The organism is Bacillus sp. ISL-57, from assembly GCF_018613135.1.
GTDB classification, from domain to species: Bacteria; Bacillota; Bacilli; order Bacillales; family DSM-1321; genus Peribacillus; species Peribacillus frigoritolerans.
Genome location: NZ_JAGGQV010000008.1, coordinates 261,818 through 282,629 on the forward strand (window position 1 = coordinate 261,818; position 20,812 = coordinate 282,629).

18 protein-coding genes and 1 pseudogene are annotated in these 20,812 nt (G+C 43.2%); 8 read left to right on the top strand and 11 right to left on the bottom strand.

Annotated features, from left to right (window positions below; all coding sequences use genetic code 11):
* Positions 1–15: 15 nt before the first annotated feature.
* Together J7I90_RS14440 and J7I90_RS14445 are read right to left on the bottom strand one after the other, a co-directional pair.
* Positions 16–924 carry a phosphotransferase gene (locus tag J7I90_RS14440; protein ID WP_214772495.1) on the bottom strand — a complete coding sequence of 303 codons (909 nt, stop codon included), beginning with the start codon at positions 922–924 and terminating at the stop codon, positions 16–18.
* Between the two features lie 15 nt (positions 925–939).
* Entirely contained in the window at positions 940–2,589 is a 1,650-nt protein-coding gene (locus J7I90_RS14445; protein ID WP_214772497.1) for a DEAD/DEAH box helicase, read from the bottom strand.
* A gap of 300 nt (positions 2,590–2,889) precedes the next feature.
* On the opposite strand from J7I90_RS14445, the gene J7I90_RS14450 reads away from it, so the two are divergent.
* Positions 2,890–4,182 carry an NCS2 family permease gene (locus J7I90_RS14450; RefSeq protein ID WP_214772499.1) on the top strand — a complete coding sequence of 431 codons (1,293 nt, stop codon included), beginning with the start codon at positions 2,890–2,892 and terminating at the stop codon, positions 4,180–4,182.
* A gap of 96 nt (positions 4,183–4,278) precedes the next feature.
* Here J7I90_RS14450 and J7I90_RS14455 read toward each other — a convergent pair whose 3' ends face one another.
* From J7I90_RS14455 to J7I90_RS14465, 3 genes and pseudogenes are all read right to left on the bottom strand, one after another.
* Positions 4,279–4,821, bottom strand: coding sequence for a hypothetical protein (locus J7I90_RS14455; protein ID WP_057278234.1), 543 nt, complete (start codon positions 4,819–4,821; stop codon positions 4,279–4,281).
* 8 nt (positions 4,822–4,829) lie between these two features.
* Positions 4,830–6,026 carry a ParM/StbA family protein gene (locus tag J7I90_RS14460; protein ID WP_214772501.1) on the bottom strand — a complete coding sequence of 399 codons (1,197 nt, stop codon included), beginning with the start codon at positions 6,024–6,026 and terminating at the stop codon, positions 4,830–4,832.
* A gap of 462 nt (positions 6,027–6,488) precedes the next feature.
* Positions 6,489–6,682 (bottom strand): annotated as a pseudogene (locus J7I90_RS14465) (nucleoid occlusion protein); the annotation flags it as partial.
* 709 nt (positions 6,683–7,391) lie between these two features.
* Here J7I90_RS14465 and J7I90_RS14470 point away from each other — a divergent pair.
* From J7I90_RS14470 to J7I90_RS14480, 3 genes are all read left to right on the top strand, one after another.
* Entirely contained in the window at positions 7,392–8,912 is a 1,521-nt protein-coding gene (locus tag J7I90_RS14470) for an FAD-dependent oxidoreductase (protein ID WP_214772503.1), read from the top strand.
* A 112-nt stretch (positions 8,913–9,024) separates the two neighbouring features.
* Positions 9,025–9,219 (top strand): YwbE family protein, encoded by a 195-nt coding sequence (locus tag J7I90_RS14475; RefSeq protein WP_214772633.1) that lies wholly within the window; start codon positions 9,025–9,027, stop codon positions 9,217–9,219.
* A gap of 141 nt (positions 9,220–9,360) precedes the next feature.
* Entirely contained in the window at positions 9,361–10,020 is a 660-nt protein-coding gene (locus J7I90_RS14480; RefSeq protein ID WP_214772505.1) for an SIMPL domain-containing protein, read from the top strand.
* Between the two features lie 379 nt (positions 10,021–10,399).
* Here J7I90_RS14480 and purU read toward each other — a convergent pair whose 3' ends face one another.
* Positions 10,400–11,302 carry a formyltetrahydrofolate deformylase gene (gene purU, locus J7I90_RS14485; protein ID WP_034316032.1) on the bottom strand — a complete coding sequence of 301 codons (903 nt, stop codon included), beginning with the start codon at positions 11,300–11,302 and terminating at the stop codon, positions 10,400–10,402.
* A gap of 442 nt (positions 11,303–11,744) precedes the next feature.
* On the opposite strand from purU, the gene J7I90_RS14490 reads away from it, so the two are divergent.
* The 4 genes from J7I90_RS14490 (at position 11,745) to J7I90_RS14505 (ending at position 15,920) form a co-directional block, all read left to right on the top strand.
* Positions 11,745–12,524: a transporter substrate-binding domain-containing protein gene (locus J7I90_RS14490; protein ID WP_053536955.1), complete on the top strand. Its 780-nt coding sequence runs from the start codon at positions 11,745–11,747 to the stop codon at positions 12,522–12,524.
* A 26-nt stretch (positions 12,525–12,550) separates the two neighbouring features.
* Positions 12,551–13,216 carry an amino acid ABC transporter permease gene (locus J7I90_RS14495; protein ID WP_214772507.1) on the top strand — a complete coding sequence of 222 codons (666 nt, stop codon included), beginning with the start codon at positions 12,551–12,553 and terminating at the stop codon, positions 13,214–13,216.
* An 11-nt stretch (positions 13,217–13,227) separates the two neighbouring features.
* The gene (locus tag J7I90_RS14500) at positions 13,228–13,968 is read left to right on the top strand and encodes an amino acid ABC transporter ATP-binding protein (RefSeq protein ID WP_285289431.1); all 741 of its coding nucleotides are present in this window, start codon (positions 13,228–13,230) and stop codon (positions 13,966–13,968) included.
* A 299-nt stretch (positions 13,969–14,267) separates the two neighbouring features.
* The gene (locus J7I90_RS14505; protein WP_214772509.1) at positions 14,268–15,920 is read left to right on the top strand and encodes a glutamine--tRNA ligase/YqeY domain fusion protein; all 1,653 of its coding nucleotides are present in this window, start codon (positions 14,268–14,270) and stop codon (positions 15,918–15,920) included.
* Between the two features lie 46 nt (positions 15,921–15,966).
* Here J7I90_RS14505 and J7I90_RS27970 read toward each other — a convergent pair whose 3' ends face one another.
* The 5 genes from J7I90_RS27970 to J7I90_RS14530 form a co-directional block, all read right to left on the bottom strand.
* Positions 15,967–16,185 (bottom strand): STAS domain-containing protein, encoded by a 219-nt coding sequence (locus tag J7I90_RS27970; RefSeq protein ID WP_311381008.1) that lies wholly within the window; start codon positions 16,183–16,185, stop codon positions 15,967–15,969.
* A 277-nt stretch (positions 16,186–16,462) separates the two neighbouring features.
* Complete coding sequence (msrB, locus tag J7I90_RS14515; RefSeq protein ID WP_214772511.1) at positions 16,463–17,422, bottom strand: peptide-methionine (R)-S-oxide reductase MsrB; 960 nt, start codon at positions 17,420–17,422, stop codon at positions 16,463–16,465.
* A gap of 147 nt (positions 17,423–17,569) precedes the next feature.
* Positions 17,570–18,754 (bottom strand): NupC/NupG family nucleoside CNT transporter, encoded by a 1,185-nt coding sequence (locus J7I90_RS14520; protein ID WP_214772513.1) that lies wholly within the window; start codon positions 18,752–18,754, stop codon positions 17,570–17,572.
* A gap of 265 nt (positions 18,755–19,019) precedes the next feature.
* A complete protein-coding gene (locus tag J7I90_RS14525; RefSeq protein WP_214772515.1) occupies positions 19,020–19,448 on the bottom strand; it encodes a hypothetical protein in 429 nt (142 codons plus the stop codon).
* Positions 19,449–19,563: 115 nt separating this feature from the next.
* Positions 19,564–20,802: a sensor histidine kinase gene (locus tag J7I90_RS14530; RefSeq protein WP_214772517.1), complete on the bottom strand. Its 1,239-nt coding sequence runs from the start codon at positions 20,800–20,802 to the stop codon at positions 19,564–19,566.
* Between the last annotated feature and the right edge of the window lie 10 nt (positions 20,803–20,812).

The following is a 20,812-nucleotide window of genomic DNA, read 5'->3' on the forward strand; positions in this document are numbered from 1 at the left end:
AAAAGAGCATGACAATTATTCTTCTATAGCAAATTCCAAACCGGTACTCGTAATGGCAATCAGCTCTTCATCTTGGCGATCTATGCCATAAACGAGTAATGTAACAAGCATATATATCGCTCTGAACCGGGCTAGGCTCTCTGTTTCCTTTTCGATTTCACCATAGATTTCGAAAAAAACCCTGCGCACCTCTTTTGGGAAATAACTGTATAAAAAGGAGAAATCAATGGCTGGATTCCCTATATGGACATCTCCCCAATCAATGACACCTGCGAGAACGCCCTCGTCATCAAGTAAAACATTCCGGATATGAATATCTCCGTGAACGAGTGAAATCGGATGCGGAACATCCAATTCACATAAGGTTTCAACAAAATCCTTAACTGCATGCGCCTGTTCAAAGTATCCTAGCTTTATTAAATTCGAGACATTTTCCATAAGTGATTTCTTTCGATAGGGAACATCAAGCCTCATCATCCCATCAGGCTGCACACCCAAACACATAGCCCTTTCGACAGGAAAACTGTGAAGAACCTTCAAAAAGCGGGCAAATCTTTTTGCCGATTCGACCTTATTTGCTTTTGTTCCTTCTACAGGCAAGTATCCCTTCACCATTTTATAACCGGTAAAAGGATAAGGATACAAAGTGCTTGGTTTTCCAAAAAAGATTGGTTCAGGGATAGCAAGCGGAAAAGTGCCTGCAATGGATGGCAAAAGCTGATTTTCCACTTGAATCAGCGTAACTGCAATAGGGCGGCGGGGAAAACGGAATACAAATTGCCCATTGATTTGTATGACTGTGTTATCGAAACCCTCCCCAAGTTGCTTGATCTCTTTCAACTCAATTTCCGGAAACTGCAGCAGGATCAATTTCCTTGCCAGCTCCAAAGAAACTGGATATTCTGCCAACCAAGGCTTGTTCACTCCCGTCTCCCCCTTTTACCGGTTTCTCCCTCTATTAGGGCTGCTGCCAGAACCACCTCTGCGATTAATCGCCCCTTGTGTACTAGATGATCTACGGCTGTCTCTTTGACCTCCTCGTGGATTGTCACTCTTTTGTCCACGGCTGTCTTCCGAGCGGCCACTCCGCGGATTCTCTCGCCTTGGTCCACGGCCGTCTTCCGAACGGCCACTCCGCGGATTCTCTCGCCTTGGTCCACGGCCGTCTTCCGAGCGGTCACTCCGCGGATTCTCTCGCTTTGGTCCACGGCCGTCTTCCGAACGGCCTCCCCGTGAATCCTCACGTATAGGTCCGCGGCTGTTTTCCATCCGGCCTCCCCGTGGTTTCTCCCTCTCGACTTCACGATTGTCCGCTTGATTTACAGAACGGTGACTGCCCCGATTCGGTCCTCTCGTATCAATCCTTTCCCGATGTTTCCTTCCCCCTCCCGAGCGCGGGCGGCGGGTCCCCTCATCAGAAGGATCTTCATGGCGCTTCCTTTTTTGCCTCACCTCATCGGGTTGGAACATTTTCACTCCTTCAATCGTCCTTCTTTCGATTTTCATGGAGATCCCTTTTTCAATATCGCTTAATAGCTGAAGATCCTTCGTTGCTATGAAGGTGACAGCCAAGCCATTCTCACCCGCGCGGCCCGTCCGCCCGATTCGGTGGATGTAACTTTCTGCATCCTCAGGAACATCGTAATTAAACACATGGGTCACGCCTTCTACATCAAGCCCTCGTGCAGCAACATCCGTCGCCACTAAATATTGAAGCTTTGCGTCTCTGAAGTTTTTCATGACACGTTCCCGCTTTGCCTGTGAAAGGTCACCATGAAGCTCTTCAGAATTGAATCCAGCCGCCTTCAGGGCATCATTCAATACCGAAACGCGACGTTTTGTACGGCAAAATATGATCGCAAGGTATGGCTGTTCTTCTTTGATGATGTTGATTAATGAAGATTGTTTGGCACGATCGGTCGTCTCGATGACAAGCTGCCTGATTTTCTCGACCGTTACTTGCTCAGCCTTCACAGCGGCAGTTAATGGTTTAGTCATATAGCGTTTAGCCAATTGATGAACCTGTTCTGGCATCGTCGCTGAAAAGAGCAGCGTTTGGCGCTCCTCTGGAAGCTGTTCCATGATTTCTTCCACTTCCGGTAAAAAGCCAATATGAAGCATTTGATCAGCTTCATCCAGCACAAGCGTTCCAGTTTGTGAGAGATCGATGGTGCCTCTTCGTAAATGATCTAATAACCTGCCGGGCGTGGCGACCACCACGGAGATGTTTCTTGTCAGCTTTTTCATTTGCTGCTCGACATCCTGTCCGCCATAAACTGCAAGCACTTGAAGTCCTTCGATTTCATCAGCGAATTTTTTCAATTCAGCAGTGATTTGCAAAGCCAATTCCCTTGTTGGCGTGACGATCAGTGATTGTATGTGGGATGCGGCGGGATCAACTTTTTCCAGGATTGGCAGCAAAAAGGCCAAAGTCTTCCCCGTTCCTGTCTGCGCCTTCGCGATGACATCCCTTCCAGCAAGGATATCGGGTATCGATTTCTCCTGAATCGGGGTAGGGGAGGATATTCCTATTTGCTTTAATATGTTGTTAATCGCCGGGCTGACGCCAAGGTCGATGAATTCTGTCATGTATGGGCCTACTTTCTGAATTTCTTCATTTAATTTACTGATAAATCCACTTAAATGGTAACAGCTTCCTTCATTTCGAGTCATTATCCTTAGTCTAAGCTATTTGTTAGTATATCATTATCTATTTTCGAGAAAACCTGTACCTTAAAATTTTTCATCCTATTGTACTTTAGTTATTTTTCTAATATAATTTATAAGATTTATTATCCATCTATCGAGCTACTTACTTGAAATAGGGTAAGCATCTCCTCCTTGTAGATTTTTGCAAGGATTTTTTGTATATAAAAAAGGAGTGACCGCATGTTTAAATTAAAAGAACGGAATTCAAATATTAAGACGGAAGTACTTGCGGGGCTTACAACCTTTTTAACACTGGCTTATATCATCGTTGTAAACCCCATGATCCTTTCTGATGCGGGTGTTCCCTTCGACCAAGCATTCACAGCAACCATAATTGCAATAATAGTCGGTACACTATGCATGGCCCTTTTAGCCAATTACCCAATTGTCATAGCCCCGGCAATGGGATTGAATGCGTATTTTGCATACTCGGTATTGGGAACCCATGATATCTCATACACAGTTGCTTTCTCTGCCGTCTTTGTTACCGGTATCATCTTTATCCTTTTATCCTTAACCTCTTTCCGCTCAAAATTGATCGAGGCCATCCCTAATAACTTGAAGCATGCAATCAGTGCCGGAATCGGGCTTTTCATTACCTTCATCGGACTTCGTTTGTCAGGTGTCGTCACAAAGCATGAATCCAACCTGGTTACCCTTGGAAGCTTCAGGGATTCCAGTGTGGCACTTACATTGGTTGGTTTGGTCATAACGATTGTACTGATCGTTCGCAATGTACAGGGAGCGATATTCATCGGAATGATCGTGACTGCCATAATCGCTTTCTTTACAGGCCAATTGGAAATTAACGGTCTGGTTTCCACCCCTTCGTTACCTGAAGGGATAATAGTCGCCAATCCAATCACATCTATCGCTGATGTGATTAACTATGGGCTTTATGGCGTCGTCTTCTCTATTTTGCTTGTCATGCTTTTCGATACGACCGGTGCTTTATTGGGCATTGTCCGTCAAGCTGGATTGCTGAAGGAAAATAAGCTTGAAAAATCCGGCAGTGCCTTCTTTGCAGATTCGATCGGCACTACTGTCGGCGCCATGTTCGGCACAAGCCCGACCGCTGCCTCTGTTGAATCATCGGCTGGTGTAGGAGCGGGCGGCAAGACAGGTTTAACCGCGTTGGTGGTGGCCATCCTATTCCTAATAACCGCCTTTTTCAGCCCGCTGATAGGAGCTGTCTCAAATGTAGCGGCAATCACGGCACCTAGCTTGATCATCGTCGGAAGCATGATGATTAAAAGTATTAATGAAATTGACTGGACACACTTTGATGAATCATTTCCAGCCTTTTTGGTCATTGTCGCCATGCCTTTAACATCAAGCATCGCCAACGGAATAGCACTCGGATTCATCGCCTACCCCATTTTAAAAATGGCAAGAGGCAAATTCCGTGAAGTGCATCCGTTCGTGTACATGTTTGCCGTTTTATTCCTTTACCAACTGATTTTCCTGGCTTGATCATCTTAAGAGGAATCCCTTGTGGTTCCTCTTTTTTTAGCCCCCGCAAAGAAAAAGGAGGATATCCAACTTGTCGTCAGATATCCTCCTTTATGTTCACTGGTTCATTTGATCAAGAAAATCACCCAGGAGATCGTCAAGATTTTCCTCTTCAGGTTCGGTTTCTTCCTCTTGTTGTGAGGGTTCATTCAAATTCCAATCAAAGTCATCCAAATCTTTCTTAGGCAGGTCCTCCTGAACCTCCACGGGTTCCTTTTCCTCGGGCTCGGCCTGCACATACAATTCCTCACTCAATACATTATTATTCAAAGAGGCAAGCAAGGCCGTAGCGCGTAAAGGATCGGATAAAAGGTGGTACATAATCGTTCCAAGCATAGCTTCTGAGTGGGAATGCTTGAGCCAATCACGCTGAGATTTGCTTAGCTTGTTCGGCATGGGCAGGGCAATCATTTCCCGATCCTGATGGGTGGATTGCCCGACTCCATCGAGAACATACTCAGCAATTTTACTGGAAAAATTCCTTCTTTCCGTTTCCTTCAATTTCTGCAGCTGTCTTAACGTATAGTCTGAGACATCCGAAGGGATACGAAAAGTGATGGCTTGTCCTCTTTTAATTTCAGAAGAAGCTGTTTTTTTCATTCTCTCACCTATTTAATGGAACCCGTTCTTTGTTCTTTCTTCTTTTGCTGTGACTGATTCTGTTCCTTTGCATTCCGGCGGCGATTAAAATCCGAAATCAATTTATAATAGGCGTTTGCCATCATCCAAACGCTTTCCCGCTCATCTTCGAAAAAGTCTATATTGTAGCCATCGAAATTTTGGTTCAATGTTTTCAAGTAATCTTTCAAGACAATCGATCCCCCGCCTACAAAATAGCAGATTTCCGTTTGTGAGTTTTTTTGCCATACGTTGCGCAGGTGGCGATATTGCTTTTTGGCCAGTTCTCCCAAAATACGGTCAACGATATCATGAACGCTTGTCCGGCTTCCGCGAACCATGATATGATTGCGATCATTTTTCTTCGTGATGATTTCAACGACGTCGCGCCTGCTATCCAACTCGACACCATGTTTCTTCCTGATTTCTTCACGAATCGATTCAAGGGCTTCAGCTACTCCCAAATTGAATCCTTGCGCTTTGTCATCGTCAACTTTACGATTTTTAATGACAGCGATATCCGTCGATAATCCACCGATATCCTGAATCAGTATTCTTCTATCTATTAATTCACGATTAATGATATTCAAATCTTTATCCATGACCAAATTTATGTATGCTGCAAAACCCTCTGGGTAGACTTTCACTTCATCGAATTTGATATTAATCTTCATACCTTGGTATTTAGGGGTAATTAAAAATTCGACCTGATGGACAGATCCGAGTAATTTCGAACGATACCCGACATCTTTCCCTTCTTTAACCTCCCGAAGTGGCAACCCTGTTCCAAGAGTATAGTTGGCTTCCACAACGTTATTCACTTTTTTGAATGTATCGTTGTCCCCCAACTTGGCAGCGTCTAATGCAAGAGCCGCAAAAAGCATGACTAATGTTTGATCTTCTTCCGATTTACTGCTTCCTAAATCCAATTCGGTAGGATTATCACTTTTTGTCGCCAAGTTCCCAACGCGATAAATCGCATTATTGTCTTGCAGAGCCGGTGAATGGACCCTGATATGAATCCCTTCCAATGGGTTTTTTTCATCAAGTTCCTCAATCCCAATGACCGGACGGTCCTCTATGTCTTTTGCAATGACGTTCGGTATATATAGTTCAGACTCTAGCTTTCCAAAAATAGCCTTGATAGCATCATTTCCTACGTCTACTGCTGCGATTCTAGAACTCATCTAAAAACATCCCCTTTTTCATGGAAAAAATTTAAGTGAAGCATTCCCTTTAAGAATAGGAAAAGTTTCCACTATAGTCAATCCTTCATAAGTTGTAGCTATATTTGTCGAATTGTTTTCAAACTGTTTACAATAGGAACAAATATGTACACACCTTATGTACAGCCATGTGTACGTGTTCGTAAACATGTATATATTTCTGTGTACATACTATCTATTTTTGTTTACATGTATACGTAATTGCAAACAATCCATATAATGTATTTTTTTATATATTTCTTCTTACAAAAATTAGCGGATAAATAGTAGACTTGGGTATGGTAATAACTGGACGATTCACTAATGAACTGTATAGAGGTATTCAACTGGCTGAGAAAACTGCAGAAACTTCCCAAATTCGGGAACACGATTGTCGCAGTCCGTTAAATTCTCCTTCATTATACAGATATCCCACTGACGTCTGCGGGCATGGCGTTCCGTAATTTGCCTTTGAAGAAGTGCATCCTGAACCTCCTGGGACGTCTTAAGCAGCAGAAGCTTATTCGCCATGTAGATTGTTCTATTCCCAACCTTTGTGCAAAATCTTCTTGTGTTAAACCATGCAACTCCAATAGTTTTCCATAAGTCAAAGCTTCTTCAATCGGTGTCAGTTCTTCGGCGGAATTACAGGGAACCAGAAATTAAAGTTACACTGATGGATGCTGGCGAAGTCCTTAACGGAACAACCAACGGGACACACCACATATGGCTGATTTACGATTTTTTTGTTCACTAAAACATGGTGAAGAGAGCCAAACTATATTATGTAGCCAATGCAGAAATAATGGGCTTATAAAAGAATGTAATTTGACTGCAATGCAATGGATACCTATATTCACGCACATACTGATGAATATAAATGTAAAAATCCCAAAAGAACTAACAGCCTATCGAAACTAGCCATTCGCGGGGACCATGCAGAAGAAATTCCTTTCTCCTTTCCTTGTAATTCTTCCATACTCAAACACAGTTTCACCCCTAAAGTATTTAACGGCCCTCCTCTCCACGATTCTGGAAGCTGAAAAAAATTTCCACTATAGTCAATCCTTCATAAGTTGTAGCTATATTTGTCGAATTGTTTTCAAATTGTTTACAATAGAAAAAAATATGTATACACCTTATATATAGCCATGTGTACGCGTTTGTAAACATGTATACATATTTGTGTACAAACTATCTATTTTTGTTTACATGTATACATATTTGTAAACGAACCAAATAATGTATTTTTTTAGTCTTTCTTCTTACAAAAATAAGCGTATAAATAGCGAATTTGGGTATGGTAATAAATGGACGATTCACTATGAACTGTATGGAGGTATTCAAATGACTGAAAAAAATACAGACCTTCCCCGATTTCCGGAACCTTATTGGCGCAGTGCGTTGACATTCCCTTCTTTTTCTAAACTAGATACAGATCTAACCACTGATGTCTTAATAGTAGGCGGCGGAATTACCGGAATCACATCTGCTTACCTACTTGCTAAACAAGGTGTAAAAGTCACACTGATTGAAGCAGGCCAAATCCTTACCGGAACGACAGGACACACTACAGCAAAAATCACGGCCCAGCATGGCCTGATTTACGACCAGTTGATCACTGACCATGGCGAAGAGAATGCCAAGCTTTATTATGAAGCCAATACAGATGGTATGAAGCTGATTAAAGACTTGGTAGAAGAACATTCCATTGAATGTAATTTGACTGCACAGGATGCCTATGTGTACGCAAATACGGACGAATATATAAGCAAAATCCAAAAAGAGCTGAGAGCTTATCAAAAACTTGGCATTCGAGGGGATTATGCGGAGAATATCCCTTTCTCCATTCCATGTAAAGCTGCTGTGATAATGAAAGATCAAGCACAGTTTCACCCATTAAAATATTTAACGGCCCTCATTTCGACAATTCTCGATGCAGGTGGCACCATTTATGAACGGACAACGGCAATGAAAATTGAAGACGGCGATCCACCAACCGTTCTGACTGATACGGGAAATTCCATCAAAAGCAATCAGGTTATCGTGGCCTCCCACTTCCCTTTCAATGATGAGAAAGGCTTATACTTTGCCCGTGTTCATGTAAGTAGGTCCTATGTGCTTGGCATCAGGACCGAACAGGAGTATCCGGGCGGGATGTATTACAGTGCAGACAGCCCTAGCCGCTCCCTTCGCTATACGGAATTGGACAATGGGGAAAAACTTATACTTGTTGGCGGAGATGGCCATAAAACAGGCCAGGGAATCTCGACGATCGAGCATTATGAAGCACTGAAGGACTTCAGTGCCCAGTATTTCGATGTGAAAGACATTCCCTACCGCTGGTCTGCACAGGATATCGTGACACCGGATAATATCCCCTTCGTCGGTCCAGTGACAGCCAACCAACAAAACGTCCTGATAGCTACCGGCTATGCGAAATGGGGAATGACGAATGGATCGATTGCCGCCAGGATCTTAACTGACCGGATTTTGCAAAAAGATAACCGGTATGCGGAATTGTATGATCCTGCCCGTTTAAAAGGCGTGAAGAATATTCTTCAAGATAATGCTGATGTGGCGAAGCATCTCATCAAAGGCAAATTGGCTGTCAATCATAAAACTCCTGAAGACGTAGGAATTGATGAAGGAGCAATCGTGAAGGTGGATGGAGACAAAGCTGGGTGTTACCGTGACCATGATGGCCAGCTTCATATTGTTGATTCCACCTGTACACACATGGGGTGTGAAGTTGCCTGGAATAGCGGCGACCGTACTTGGGATTGCCCATGCCATGGCTCCCGCTACTCCATCGCCGGTGAAGTGTTAAATGGCCCTGCTGTCGAACCATTGAAGAAAATTCGCTGACTGCCAATTTGTGATTTTATCTAATAGTCGACTGGGCCCGCCGTTTTCCTTATACTGAAGTTACTGCATGGTTGAATGGCTGCAAATAACTCTGAAAAGGAATGAATCGAACATGAACGGTAAAAACCGGAAAGATATTACCCCAGGTGCCTCTGTGGAGATTGTACTTAAAGCAGATCAACGCACTGGAAAGCTGACAAGCGGCACTGTAAAGGATATTTTAACCAACTCCAGCACCCACCCTCATGGAATTAAAGTAAGATTGACTGATGGCCAGGTAGGCAGGGTTCAAGTCATTCATAAGTAATGTGCACTCGGTCCAGGCCGAGTGTTTTTTTGTGTGATTGTTCGATGAATTAATGACAAAGGGGGATATTTCAATCATGTTTCCCATTCATAATTCGTACAATAGGGGTGAGATTATCTCTATAAAAAGGCTGGTGTCAAAATGAATCAAGAATACAATGCCCCCTTTAGGGATCATTACCGCACCGATGAACATATATTGAAAGTTTCCGGCTCAGAGACGCTATCTGCCGCTCCGGATCAAGCCACGATCACCCTTGGAGTCATAACAGAGGATGAGGACCCGCAAAAGGCCCAGCAAGCCAATTCCCAAGCAATCGCAAATGTCATCGCATCACTTAAATCCGCAGGCATTCCCGAAGAGCAATTGAAAACGAGTGATTACAGAATCGATCCACAATATGATTATATTGACGGAAAGGAATTGTTCAAGAACTACAAAGTCCAGCACATCATACAAGCACAGACGACCGACATCGAGAAAATAGGCAGCATAATCGACACGGCCGTCAGAAGCGGCGCCAATTCAATCACCAGCATCCGCTTCTCTTTATCCAATCCAGATGCATACTATAACCAGGCACTTTCCCTCGCTTTAAAAAATGCATACGAAAAAGCTCTTTCCATGGCTCGAACGCTAGGGATCTCATTGAACCCAGTCCCTAATAGGGTTGAAGAACTATCTGAAACGGCAACTCCAATGCTTTTTCAAACAAGTACTCTATCAAAAATGACGACTACCCCGATTCAGCCTGGTGAATTGAACATAACTGCCTCAGTAAGGGTGGAATACTCGTACTAGCACTCACTTAATTCCATCCTAAAAACCCCCCTTAACCTAAAGGGGGGTTCAGACTGTAGACAAATTAGAGAAGAACTAATTTACTTTCAATTCGTTTAAAAAGGTTCCAGGTGATTTCAGAAATCCGCTCCCTTGCCGCCGACTGTCTGCCAAGCCTCCTCGCCGGCAAGCGTCTCCGGGGTCTCGGCTAGCCAGTTATTCGGCAGGAGTGTCGCAAATTTCTTCAATCTAGTAAGGTTTTAATTTCTATAATCAAGTTAAAAAACATGCAAGATAATTCATTATTCCACTAAAATCATGGTTCTAGGATGTCAGCAATCCGAACCTCCTTTTGTCGCAAACGGAACCCCCCTTGGCAATCCAAAGGGGGTTTTCCATTTTAAAAGACTACCGTTTTATTTTCATGAACAATGACGCGGTCCTCCAAATGCCATTTAACGGCACGTGCCAGCACCCTGCGTTCAGCTGAACGACCGATTTTCTTCATATCCCCGGCAGAATCACGATGGTCCACACGTTCGATATCCTGCTCGATGATTGGGCCTTCATCCAAATCATTCGTCACATAATGGGAAGTCGCCCCAATCAGCTTAACACCTCTGTCATACGCTCGTTCATAAGGCCGTGCTCCAATGAAGGCAGGTAAAAATGAATGATGGATATTGATGATCCTGTTCGGATGGGCCGCTACGAAATCCGGCGTCAATATCTGCATATACCTGGCTAAAACAATAAGGTCCACTTTGAATTCTTCCAGAAGTCCAAGCTGTTTAGTTTCCACTTCCTTACGTATATCCTTATTGGCAGGAATGTAATAAAACGGGATGCCCATCGATTCGACAATTTCCCTCGTATCTTCATGATTGCTGATGACCAGTGCAATGTCAGCCAATAAATCCCCGCTTTGCCACTCCCATAACAATTCCAGAAGGCAATGGGGTTCCTTCGAAACGAAGATTGCCGTCCTCTTCAGATCACTCACATGATTAAATGTCCATTGCATCGAGAATGCTGTCGAAACTTCCTGGAATGCCAGTTGCATATCCGCTGCCTTGTCATTCAATCCTGGACAATCGAACTCGATCCTAGTGAAAAAGGTACCGCCCTCAGGATTCATCGAATACTGACTCAATTCAACAATATTTGCATCATATTCTTTAAGAAAAGCCGTAACTGTCGAAACAATTCCCGGCTGGTCCGGACATTTTATAATTAAACGGCCTCTATCTTGATTTCTTTCACGATATTCCTGTAACTGCTCTTGCACAAAGTTGCTAACCATTTTCCCAACTGCCCTTCTTCTATTTTGCTATATTATACTTCAATTCATGTCCGAAATTAAAGCCAGTCAATCAAATCGGGACTTTGTTGGTAGACAAAATCAACATTGCCTATAATACTCCACAGTTTTATCCCATCCCATTCATTAGATTTTCGATAGATAAATCATCAGCCTGAATTGTTTCAATCCTAAATTTCTTCTCCTATTAAGGAATTTTTGTCATTTTTTCAGGAAATTACATGTAATTTGGAGGAAATGAAGGCAAAGGCCGAGAACCTTTATGAAATGCATAGTGAAGGGGGATTCTTGGATGAAATGTCGGTATGTGCTGGACAACCTTTTTGGTTTCAGTTTTATTTTCCATAGTTAATAAGGTTATTCATTGCCTCATAAGGGTATAGACCATTCTATTAGTTTTTTCAAAGGGGGAAATGAAATTATCATGAAATCATCCGTTACATTCATTGTATCCATTCTGGCTGTTCTTGGTCTTCTGTCCGGCTGTGCTGAAAAGGACCAGCTGGAGGACGGGAGTAAGCTGATCAATGAGGACCAGTTTGTTTTCGCTGCCTCAGGTGAATTCAAGCCATTCAGTTATGTCAATGATGACATGACCGTAACCGGGTTCGATATTGAAGTTGGCGATGCAATTGCAAAGGAACTCGACCTAGAACCCGTGCCTAAACGGATAAAGTTCAAAGGTATTGTGGAAGGTGTTAAAACCGGTCGGGCAGATGCCGCGGTTGCCAGCCATACAATCAATGAAGAACGAAGTAAACATGTTGCCTTCTCGACCCCTTATTACTACTCAGGTCCTCAAATTTTCGTTCGCCCGGATAGTGATATTAAAACGGTTGAAGATTTAAAGGGTAAGGAAGTTGCTGCTTCTAAAGGCTCCACGTACGCAACCACAGCAGAAAAATATACTACCAATGTAAAAACCTATGACAGTGATATCACCGCCCTGAAGGCATTGAGCGGAGGACGTCATGATGCCGTCATCACCGACTTCGTAACCGGCAAGGAAGCGACCAAGGAAGGTTTCGACATCGAAGGAAGGCAATTGATCGAACGGAGCGAGCAGGCCATCGTACTGCCTGACGACAACCCTCAGCTGCTTGCACGCATCAACGAAGCACTTGAAAACCTCCGTGAAGATGGAACGCTTGCTGAAATCAGCAAAAAGTATTTTGGTGAAGACATCACAACTAAGCCTGAATAAAGATTGATAGAAAGGGAGTCATTACATTGCCAAGTTTTTCACATTTTTTTGATACATTATTTAGCTACTCGGACGTATTCATCCGGGCCATGCTCCTCACATTGGAACTGACGGTAGTCTCCATATTGGTAGGTATCTTCATCGGTTTGCTATTTGCCCTATTAAAAATATCCAATATAAAAATTCTTGCATGGATTTCAGATACATATGTATTCCTGGTACGTGGAACACCTTTAATCGTACAGATATTCATACTCTATTTCGGTATCAGCAATCTCTTCTTACTGCCGGACTTCTGGGCGGCGTCACTTGCCCTGGCCTTCCATAACGGAGCTTATATCTCAGAGATTTTACGTGGTACGATTCAATCCATCGACAAAGGCCAAATGGAGGCCGGACGCTCCCTTGGCATGAGCAATTCGCTCACCTTAAGGAGAATCATCCTGCCTCAAGCCTTCCGCCGCGCATTGCCGCCGCTTGGCAACCAATTCATCATCGGACTGAAGGATTCATCACTGGCAGCCTTCATATCCATGAATGAGCTGTTTAATGTAGCCACTACGTTGGGTTCGAATAATTTCGATGAAATGACTTATTTATTGATTGTAGCGGTCTACTACTTGATTCTAGTGGCTTTCCTGACCATAATCGTCAATTTATTCGAAAAGAAACTGTCCATCAGTGATCGATAGGGGGAATTGAAATGGAACAAAAAGAAATGATTAGGATAAGGAATTTAAATAAGTCGTATGGAAATCTGCATGTACTTAAAGATATTGATATGAAGGTACTCGATAGCGATGTTGTCTGTCTGATCGGACCAAGCGGTTCCGGAAAAAGCACCCTGCTCCGCTGTTTGAATTATTTAGAGAAGAAAGACAGCGGCCAAATCCTCATTGAAGGAACGGAAATCAATCCGGGTACCCATGATATTAATAAAATCCGCGAGAAAGTCGGAATGGTTTTTCAGCATTTCTACCTCTTCCCTCATATGACCGTACTGGAAAATATCATCGAAGCACCGATACACGTCAAAAAAGTCCCAAAGGCCCAAGCGATCGAAGAAGCAAAGGCATTGCTTGCCAAAGTCGGTTTATCAGATAAAGCGGATGTCTATCCAAGCAAACTCTCAGGTGGGCAGAAACAGCGTGTTGCCATCGCCCGCGCCCTTGCCATGAAACCTGATATCCTGCTCTTTGATGAGCCTACCTCGGCTCTGGACCCCGAACTTGTCGGTGAAGTTCTTGCCACGATGAAGGAACTTGCCTTGGAAGGGATGACAATGGTAGTCGTAACACATGAAATGAGCTTTGCACGTGAGGTCGGGGATTGGATTGTCTTCATGCATAATGGGAGGGTTGTCGAAAGCGGACCGCCAAAAGAATTCTTCACCAATCCAAAAGAAGAACGTACAAAAGAATTTTTGCAAACGACGGTCTTTTGATTTTAATTCTAAAACCTGTCTGCCAGCGAGATCATGAGCAATACAGGCGTGAATTCCTGTATTGCTTTTTTTAGATGAAAAAGGTTTAGTTTGTTTCTTTACTATCCAGTTAGGTCGTTCCCTAAATTACATGATCGAAGTTTCAGGGATATTTCCGCTTGGATTGTACAAACTAAATACTTGATGAATTGTTTCAGATAAACCGTGATTCCGGCTCGAACATGGAAAAATATCTGTATTTATGGTATATATACAGGTAAAATTAAAAGAAGTATATAAATGAAAGAGGTCGAATTCAGTTGGAAAATAACTCTTCGAATTTTATTAAAAATATTATAAAAGATGACCTAGAGTCCGGAAAACATGATCATGTCATCACCCGCTTCCCTCCTGAGCCGAACGGATATTTACATATCGGGCATGCCAAATCCATCATTTTGAATTTTGGGGTGGCTGATGATTTCAATGGGAAAACCAACCTTCGTTTCGATGATACGAATCCATTGAAAGAGGATATTGAGTTCGTCAACTCCATTAAGGAAGATGTAAAATGGCTCGGTTACGACTGGGATAACCTTTTCTTCGCTTCCGACTATTTTGATGAAATGTATAAAAGAGCTGTGCTGCTCATCAATAAAGGACTGGCATATGTGGACGACCTTAATGCCGACCAAATCCGTGAATATCGCGGAACGCTGACAGAGCCGGGGAAAGACAGCCCCTACCGCAATAGGACCGTTGAGGAAAATCTTGAACTATTTGAAAAGATGCGTAGCGGCGAATACGAAAACGGCGCAAAAGTATTGCGTGCAAAAATCGATATGAGCTCACCTAACATTAATTTGCGTGATCCCGTCATATACCGTATCTCCCATACTGAACACCATAATACCGGCAACAAATGGTGCATCTACCCAATGTATGCCTTTGCCCACCCGATTGAAGATGCCATCGAGGGAGTCACACACTCCATTTGTACGCTTGAGTTCGAAGATCAACGCCCTCTTTATGACTGGATCGTTGAGAATTGTGAAATGGAAAGCAAACCAAAGCAATATGAATTTGGCCGTCTTAACCTGACCAATACAGTAATGAGCAAGCGAAAACTGAAGCAGCTTGTCGATGAGGGCTTCGTGGACGGCTGGGACGACCCGCGGATGCCTACCGTTTCAGGCTTGCGGAGACGCGGGTATACACCCGAAGCGATTCGTGCATTCTGCCAAGAGATAGGTGTCGCCAAAACAAGCGGTATCGTGGACTCTCAAATGCTTGATCATTTCGTTCGGGAAGACTTAAAGCTGAAGGCTCCACGGACTATGGCCATCCTGAACCCGCTTAAAGTGGTCATCACCAACTATCCGGAAGGCGAGATAGAGTGGCTGGATGCCGAGGTCAATCCGGAAGTACCGGAAATGGGTACACGCCAAATCCCGTTTTCACGTGAAATATATATCGAACAGGACGATTTCATGGAAAACCCGCCGAAAAAGTATTTCCGACTTTTCCCGGGCAATGAAGTCCGTTTGAAACATGCTTATTTCATTAAATGTGAAGAAGTGATAAAGGACGACGCCGGTAACGTCATTGAACTCCGCTGCACATACGATATTGAAACGAAAAGCGGATCGGGCTTCACTGGACGTAAAGTAAAAGGTACATTACACTGGATCGAAGCCTCACAAGCCGTTTCAGCAGAATTCCGCAACTTTCAACCGTTAATCTTGGATAAGGAAAATGGTGAAGAGGAAGAAAAATCATTCCTGGACCGGGTAAACCCTGATTCTATCGAAATTCTACAAGGATTTGTCGAGCCTAACATGAAAGATGCTAAGCCTCAGGATAAATTCCAATTCTTCAGGCATGGCTATTATAATGTTGATTCTAAACTCACTGCGGCCGATCACTTGGTCTTCAACCAAATCGTTGGGTTGAAAAGTTCATTCAAGTTATAGAATCACGAAAAAGAACCAGATTCCTAGCGGATCTGGTTCTTTTCATTTACTGCACCCTTATAGCATTTTTTCTCGTATAGCTTGATCCCTTCTGTTTAAGAGTACTATGTGTCGAAACCTGACTAAAATCAAGACCTATCGATGTCTGGGCCACCTCAGTACGAATCCCGGAAATGGTTGATTGAATGCCTAACAGGTTCAGGGTACTTATCAATTGATAGATCTGTTTGGCAACCATCGTATCCTTATTAAGCGCTTCCAACACTTCGTAAATGGGGTGTCCGATTCAACCCTGCTCTTCGCGACAAGTGTGGCCCACTGCTCCATCGTTTCAATAAAAGCAGTTTTATCTTCAAGTTAAGCACTTGTGACTGTCTTGATGGTCCATGTATTCTGTTCCCTAAGCAGCTTTTCGATTTCCTCATTAGAATCCATTGAATAGATGGACCAAGACTGCTTTTCCCTTAAAGCCAGCCAGTTTTCCGTAATCTTCGACGAGTTATCAAGGATATATCGATATAAATTTTCTCCTATCTTCCTAGTTATTTCATTTTGAATAGTATTAACAAATCTCCATATCCCGCTTTCTCCATTTCATTTCTGGGGATGAATCGAAGGGCCGCGGAATTTATGCAATATCTCGTGCCTTTAGGACTTGGACCATCGGGAAAAACATGTCCAAGGTGTGAATCGGCATCTCTGCTGCGCACCTCGGTCCTGGTCATTCGGTGGCTGAGATCCATTTTTTCATTGACACTTGCCGACATGATGGGCTTCGTGAAGCTTGGCCACCCACAACCGCTATCATATTTATCCCGCGAACTGAATAGGGGCTCCCCGGAAACGACATCCACATAAATGCCTTCTCCAAAGTGATCCCAATAGGCATTATCGAAAGGCGGCTCCGTGCCATTTTCCTGGGTGACATGAAACTGACTCTCCGTTAAGGTCTTTCTAAGGTGTGCATTATCCTTAGGCCAATTTTCTTTAATGAAAGCATCCCGGCCTGAGCCTTTACGATACAATGCATAGCGAAATTGGTTTTTCCGATAGAATTCTTGATGATACTCTTCAGCGGCGTAAAATTGCCCCGAGGGTAGAATACCCGTAACAATAGGTTTCTTAAACCGCCCGCTCATCATTAAATCTTCCTTCGATTGTTCTGCTTCCTGTTTCTGACGTTCATTAAGATAGAAAATGGCTGCCTTGTATTGCATTCCCCTATCCGAGAACTGTCCCTCGTCATCCGTAGGATCGATTTGGCGCCAGAATATCTCTAATAACGTTTTATAGGAAATGATTGATGGATTGAATACCACTTGAACCGCTTCAACATGATCAGTCGCACCGGTAATCACTTGTTTATAACTAGGAGTAGCAAATTTACCGCCTGTATAACCTGATGTCACTGAAATGATACCGTCCATTTCATCAAAGGGAGCAACCATGCACCAAAAGCAGCCTCCTGCAAAGATGGCTGTTTCTTTTCCATCCATCGTCATCCTAAAACTCCCCTTTCACTCCTGTCATTTTATGTATTATATACCAGCAAGCAAAACACCTTCAAATGCAAAAATTCTTCCCTTTCGAAAAAAATAAAGAGGCACTTAGGAGTGAACCCAAGTGCCCTTTTGTGTTAGATCCATTATTTAAAGTATCACACTTACAATGATCGCTGATAGGATGCTGACAAGAGTCGCACCATATAGCAGCTTCAAGCCGAAACGGGCTACAACATTACCCTGTTTTTCATGAAGTCCTTTGACTGCACCGGCAATGATTCCAATTGATGAGAAATTGGCGAAGGAAACCAGGAAAACCGAAACGATCCCTATCGTCCTTTCGCTCAAAGCAGCTGATGCTTCCCCTAAGCTTAGCATGGCAACGAATTCATTGGTTACCAGTTTCGTCGCCATGATTCCGCCAGCAGTCACGGTTTCTGAAATCGGTATCCCCATGATAAAGGCAAAAGGTGCAAAGATATACCCCATGATGTCTTGGAAGCTGATGCCGAAGATCATGTCGAATACACTGTTGATCCCAGCGATTAAAGCAACGAAACCAATTAACATCGCTGCTACAGTGATGGCAACCTTGAACCCATCCATGATATATTCCCCGAGCATTTCGAAGAAAGACTGCTTCTCTGCCCCTACTTCAACAGGGAGAATATCCTCTTCATCCGTTACGGTATAAGGATTGATAATGGATGCGATGATAAATCCACCAAACATGTTAATAACAATGGCCGTCACAACGTACTTTGGTTCAATCATAGTCATATAAGCACCGACGATCGACATTGATACAGTTGACATGGCTGATGCACAAAGCGTATACATGCGAGATGGCGGAATGGCACCGAGTTGTTTTTTCAAGGTTATGAAAACTTCGGATTGGCCTACTATTGCTGATGCAACCGCATTGTAAGATTCCAATTTACCCATCCCATTCACTTTACTTAGAACGAATCCAATCCACTTCATGATGAACGGAAGGATCTTGAAGTGCTGTAAAATCCCGATTAATGCTGATATGAATACGATAGGAAGAAGGACATTTAAAAAGAAGGGCGATGCCCCTTCGTTTACAATCCCGCCAAATACAAAGGTGATCCCTTCATTTGCCCATTCCAAAAGTTTTCCGAAGCCATCGGCAATTGAATTGATGATCACTAAGCCAAACTTCGTGTTTAATAATAAATAAGTTAAAACAAGCTGAATGACCACCATGAGGATGATCGGTTTTATTTTAACTTTCTTCCGGTCACTGCTGACTAAGATAGCTAGTCCAAAAACAATAAGCAGTCCTAAAATTGCAATCAGAAATTTCATATATTCTGCCTCCACTAAGGGTGAATTTAATGTTCGTGCATTAATAGTAGGATACCCTCAAATAATTTATGCAAACGTTTTCTCTTTCATCCAAAATACATGTACGTACCTCTCCAGAAGTCTATATTAAACTAATATTTTTTTAAGTGCAATTATTATTTCACTTTTTAAAATAACAATTAGTGACAATAATGGGTTTCGCGAATTAAAAAAGAAGGCTCCCCTTCGAAAGGAGCCTTCTCTTGCCTCAAGTAATATCGACTATTCAGGCAGCTGTTCTGGATATCACCGTTGTCGCTAATCCAGCGACTCCAATTACAAAGATGATGATGGATGCGGCCAAGCCACCCGCCCCTTTATAAAAGTCGATGAATTTACCTGCAAAAGAGTCTCTGCCTGGGAAGCTGCCGCCGCTTGGCATTTCTCCTGGAGTCCCGGAACCATTAGGCCCCCCTTGTGGAGTTCCCTGCGTTTCATTAGTTGCCGTATCCGTCGATGAATCATCGGTCGCCGTACTGCCATTAGCCGATTCTGTTGTGTTGCGGTCGGCAGGCTGGCCCATCACCGCCTGTCGATTCATGGTTTCATTGCCGTTGCCATCCACATACATCATGATCCCGATGACTGCTTGGGCCATTAAGAGGACCGAAGCCAATATTCCAATTAAAAAATTTAACTTACCAAGTCTATTCATCAATGATTCTCCTCCGAAAATAAATATATTTATAAGAGGATTATCTAAAAAGACCCTTAATTTTCCCTTAAGCAGCAAGGAAGAAAGTAAGAGTCTTTTTCGTATTGGATGGCAGCTAATTTTTCCTTTGATTTCTCGGAAAAGTGATTTCAAAACGGGTCCGTTCATTCTGCTCACTTGTAACCTTGATGGTCCCTTGATGTGTGTTTACAATCCATTGGGCTATGGATAGACCTAATCCAGTGCCTTCATTTGCCGAACGGGATTGCTCCACTTGGTAAAAACGGTTAAAAATCAACGGGAGTTCTTCCTGCGGAATGCCTATTCCATTATCTTCTACAGTAAGAATGATGGATGAAGCATTCTTGATGCAGGATAAGGAAATTTCCCCGCCTTCCTCGGTGAATTTCATGGCATTATCCACCAATATCACCAACAGCTGGTGAATTCTCTCTTTATCCCCATGAAACACTACCTGTTCGGGAGCATGACTAATGATTGATTTCTCTTGAAAAGAAGCTATATCCGTATACTGTTCCACGATATCCATAAGTAAGTCATCAAGGAAAAAGTTCGATTTCTTAACCTCCATTTGATTCGAATCCGTTCTGGTCAAAGTTAAAAGTCCGTTAACAAGCTTATTCAACCGGCGGACTTCTTTCGAAATGATGGATATATCAACGGCTTTTTCCTCGATTGTCGCGTTAGGCGATTGAAATAGCAAATCAGCCCGCGATTGAATGACTGCAAGCGGCGTTCGAATTTCATGCGAAGCATCCGAGACAAACTGCTGTTGCTGCTCCCAGGATTTCTTGACCGGGATCAAGGCCCGTCCTGCCAGAAGATAGCCAGCGCCCACCGCCACTAGACTTCCAATTCCTCCACCAACAAACAATATGAGCAGCAAGCGATCGAGCATTTCCTTTTCTGTATCCACATTCCTGATGAATTGTACGGCCATCTGTCCATACCCCGTATCGACCTGGGTGGAAAGGGCCCGATATGTGTATCCATTCACTGAAATTTCTTCAATGTCATCAAAAGTTTTAGGGAAAAATTTTTGTTCATTGACCTTAAAAAAATTATCTACACTCAGTCTTGGCTCAATGATCGTATCATCCGGCCCCCAAACAATGACGCTTGGCCCCGGTCCTAAGAGAAACTCACCTTGCGGACGACCGCCTGGCATGCCGCCATTATTGAAATCCCGGTAATCCTTTATAAGTGAATCATTGACATCCCTATAGATCTGGTCTTCCGTATAGAAATAAATCGTTCTGCTTAATATGGCTATTAAGACAATAAAGACGATAGAATTCAATATTGTTAGTTGAAGCCTTGTTTTTTGGAACATAATGATCCCC